Here is a 3799-nt window from a genome sequence, read left to right as displayed (position 1 = left end):
TGGGCCGATGGGCTGGAGCCCGGCGCCCGCAGTGCCCGCATCGGCGCGGTGGCCCATGGTCTGGCTGACCGCACGGCGGCGCGCGGGCTGGATGGCCCGCGCGCGGCGCTTCATGCGGAATGGAACAAGGTGAAGGCGGCGCGCTGGCCCGATCAGGCCGCAGCCGAATAATCGTTACCGATAGAAATCATGGTCTTCCAGCCGGGCAACCTTGGTGCGCCCGCGGAAGAAGCCGTTGGGCCGGGCCCAATTGGCATGGAAATAGAGCGCGCCCTTCGACCAGTCGCGGGCTTCGCCGGCGAGCACGGTGCGGGCCACCTCCACCGCTTCGGCCCATTGCGCGCTCTTGCGGTTGGGGTGGTAGCGATTGAGGCGGAAGAACTGGCCGGGCTGGTTGGCCACGTCGCAGACATTGTCGCCAAAGCCCTGCTTGACCCGGTTGATCAGCACCTGGGCGACGGCGATCTGGCCGGCCAGCGGCTGGTTGCCGGCTTCATGGTGCACGACCTTGGCCATGCAGGTGACATGACGTTCGTTGAGCGAAGGCTTGGCCTCAGCGACGGGCTCGACCTCGGCGGGAGCCACGGCGACAGGCTGGCTGGCAGCCTGGGAATCGGGCGTTTGGGCGGCGACATGGCTCAATGCCATGCCAGAGGCCAGCAAAACGGCTGCCGCAGCAGCCTGCATCTGATGACGCGGCGTAAGGGTCACATTCATTGCCGAACTTGCGCCCCTGCGGCAGTTGGCGGTCAAAACCACACCACCAACGCGACAGACACGACCTGCAGGATCAACCGCAAACGCCGGCGCGATCCTGCCTGAACAGAATCAAGCCGCTAGGGCATTTGTTCATATATCGTCAAGCTTTGGGGCGACGAACCGCGCCATCCTGACGACCAACGGAGGGTTCAGCTGGCCTGCGCGGTGAATTTCCCCTGGCAGTCCATACACAGGGTGAGGTGGCCAAAGCGCTCCGGATTCTTCCGGCAATAATTCTTCACGCCGCTGCTGATCGGCGCCTGGCAGGCATCGCATTGGCCTGCAGGCGGTTTGGGATGGGCCGGCGTTTCGGGCGAACGGATCGGTACCACTTTGGCTTTCTGCGCCGGCAGGGGCGTTGGCGACGGCGCAACTGGTAGCGTGGTTGCCTTTGGAATGGCACGTGGTCCGGCGAGCTGGAAGCGGCGTTCCCAGTCGAATTCGATCGGCCGGTGCATTGCGACCAGCTGTTCGCCCAGCGCTTTCACTGTGTCGGCGCTCACCAACTTGGCCAGATCGAACGGATTGCCGTTCTCGACCCCGCGCTGGATATGGGCGAACATCTGATCGGTGCGTACCAGGCTTTCGATGCCGGGCACCGGCTTTGACGGACGGGAGATCCGGCCTTCCGCGATCAACACCAGGCTGCGCAGCCGCGGCTTCAACGTCAGGCCCATCCGCCGGGGCAGCGGCACGGCGCCACTGTCAAAAAGCCGTTCCAGCATCTTCACGTGACGGCGGTTCTGCTCGATGGGTGAATCAATGGCGACGGGATAGCGGCCATTCGAGAAGGTGAGGCATTCGCCATTGTCCTGCACCTTGATGCCGCCGCCCAATCGCTTGCTTTCCAGCACCCACACATCCAGCAGCCGGTTGATCAGCAGATGGTCGATCTGCGCCACCAGGCCGTCTAGTTCGATCCGCAGATCATGGATGATGACGTGGTTGGCGCTGTGGCCCCAATGCGTCTCCAGTTCGATCGCGGCCTTGTTCTCGCTCATGTCGCCCTTGATGATCGCATCGATTTGCTGGCGCAGTCGTTCGATATCGTGGCGGGTGGCAGCCGGGTGCGCCATCAGCTGTTCCAGCGTGGCAATGCTGGTGCTGCGATCCTCACGGTGTTTCAGAATCATGGTTCAACCTGGCGCGCGAATCATTTCGGCAATACTTGCCGTGTCACAGCATCAGGTCATGAATTCCTTTAAAATTGGTTGGTGCGACCCGAATCAACCGTCCAGCAGCGCCTTCAGCCGATCATTGACCACCGCCGGCGCCGCCTTGCCGGCCATGGCGCGCATCACCTGGCCGACGAAGAAGCCGAACAACTTGTCCTTGCCGCCCTTGTATTCGGCCACCTTGTCGGGGTTGGCGTCCATCACGGCTTTGATGGCAGCGTCGATGGCGCCGGTGTCGGAGACTTGGCGCAGGCCGCGGCTTTCGACGATGCTGGCCGCGGAGTCACCGCTTTCCAGCATGGCCTCGAACACCTGTTTCATCAGCGGACCCGACAGCGTGCCATCGGCTGCCAGGGCCAGCAGCTCGGCCAGTGAGTCGGCGGACACCGGACTTTCGCCGATATCCTTGCCCAGCTTCTTCAGCGCGCCGAACAGATCGGTGGAGATGAAGTTGGCAACCCGCAGTGCCACCTCGGTGTCGGGCTTGCCGACACGCGCGGCAGTGGCGGCGAGCGCGGTTTCGAACCAGGCTGCGGTTTCCTGCTCGGCCGACAGCACCGCAGCGAGATAGGGTGACAGGCCGAGCGTCGATTCATAACGGGCGCGCTTGGCGGCGGGCAGTTCTGGCAGGCTCGCCCGGCATTCGGCGATGAACGCATCATCGAACACCAGCGGCAGCAAGTCGGGATCGGGGAAGTAGCGATAATCATGCGCGTCTTCCTTGCCGCGCATGGAACGGGTGGTGCCGCTGTTCGGATCGAACAGGCGGGTTTCCTGGATCACGCGGCCGCCGCTTTCGATCAGATCGACCTGACGGCGGGCTTCATGCTCCACCGCCTGCATGATGAAGCGCACACTGTTGACGTTCTTGGTTTCGGTGCGGGTGCCGAAGTCCGCGCCGGGCTTGCGCACCGACACGTTGACGTCCGCCCGCATCGAGCCTTCGTCCATGTTGCCGTCGCAGCTGCCGACATAGCGCAGCAGCTGGCGCAGCGCCGCCACATAAGCGCCGGCTTCGGCCGGCGAGCGGATGTCGGGCCGCGACACGATCTCCATCAGCGCGCAGCCGGAGCGGTTGAGGTCCACATAGGACATGGACGGGTGCAGATCGTGGACCGACTTGCCGGCGTCCTGCTCAAGATGGATGCGCTCGATGCCGATGCGTTTCCGGGCGCCATCGTCGAGTTCGACCTCCAGCCAGCCTTCGCCGACGATCGGGTGGTAAAGCTGGCTGATCTGGTACCCCTGCGGCAGATCGGGGTAGAAATAATTCTTGCGGTCAAAGCGCGACCATTTGTTGATCTGGGCGTTGATAGCCAAGCCTGTCCGCACCGCCTGGCGCACGCATTCGCCGTTGATCACCGGCAGCATGCCCGGCATCGCCGCATCGACCAGGCTCACCTGCGAATTGGGCTCCGCGCCGAACTGGGTGCTGGCGCCGGAAAACAGCTTGGCGTTGGCCGTCACCTGGGCGTGGACTTCGAGGCCGACGACGATTTCCCAATCGCCGGTGGCACCCTTGACGATATAGGGGGCAGGTTCAGCAGTGGACATGCCCGACGCTATGGCCAGCACCGTGCGGCTTTGCAAGCCTGCGCATCGCCGCCGGTCGCGGCAATCGCGCATGGACAAAAGCCTTTGGCAAGGTTAGCCGGCTACAAGGTTAACGCGCGCACGCTCGCGGCGCGCCAGGGATGGGCAGGACGGGCTGCAACCGGGCAGGGCGGAGGCAGCCGCCAACAAGGGCAGGATGTGCGGGGCGCTGCGGGCAATGAGGCGATGAACGGGGCAGCGCCGGCCGCAAAGGCAGCGGCCACCACGCCGCGCGCCGTGCGCCTGCCGCTGCTGGTGGCGATGCTGGCGGC

At 64.4% G+C, this 3799-nt stretch carries 3 protein-coding genes; all 3 read right to left on the bottom strand.

From position 1 onward, the window contains the following. Window positions 1-174: 174 nt before the first annotated feature. The 3 genes from GJ693_RS14535 to gatB all read right to left on the bottom strand — a co-directional run bounded on the left by GJ693_RS14535 (window position 175) and on the right by gatB (window position 3488). Window positions 175-717, bottom strand: coding sequence for a cell wall hydrolase (locus tag GJ693_RS14535; protein ID WP_235902951.1), 543 nt, complete (start codon window positions 715-717; stop codon window positions 175-177). A gap of 191 nt (window positions 718-908) precedes the next feature. Next, complete coding sequence (locus GJ693_RS14530) at window positions 909-1892, bottom strand: nuclease-related domain-containing protein (protein ID WP_156256984.1); 984 nt, start codon at window positions 1890-1892, stop codon at window positions 909-911. 93 nt (window positions 1893-1985) lie between these two features. Beyond that, a complete protein-coding gene (gene gatB, locus GJ693_RS14525) occupies window positions 1986-3488 on the bottom strand; it encodes an Asp-tRNA(Asn)/Glu-tRNA(Gln) amidotransferase subunit GatB (protein ID WP_156256983.1) in 1503 nt (500 codons plus the stop codon). Between the last annotated feature and the right edge of the window lie 311 nt (window positions 3489-3799).

Source organism: Sandarakinorhabdus oryzae (assembly GCF_009733735.1).
GTDB classification, from domain to species: Bacteria; Pseudomonadota; Alphaproteobacteria; order Sphingomonadales; family Sphingomonadaceae; genus Sandarakinorhabdus; species Sandarakinorhabdus oryzae.
This window is presented reverse-complemented; position numbering and strand designations above follow the sequence as displayed.

What these genes read in the sequence shown, in the direction of transcription:
- GJ693_RS14535 (WP_235902951.1), bottom strand. Translation starts at nt 717, where the DNA reads ATGAATGTGACCCTTACGCCGCGTCATCAGATGCAGGCTGCTGCGGCA.
- GJ693_RS14530 (WP_156256984.1), bottom strand. Translation starts at nt 1,892, where the DNA reads ATGATTCTGAAACACCGTGAGGATCGCAGCACCAGCATTGCCACGCTG.
- gatB (WP_156256983.1), bottom strand. Translation starts at nt 3,488, where the DNA reads ATGTCCACTGCTGAACCTGCCCCCTATATCGTCAAGGGTGCCACCGGC.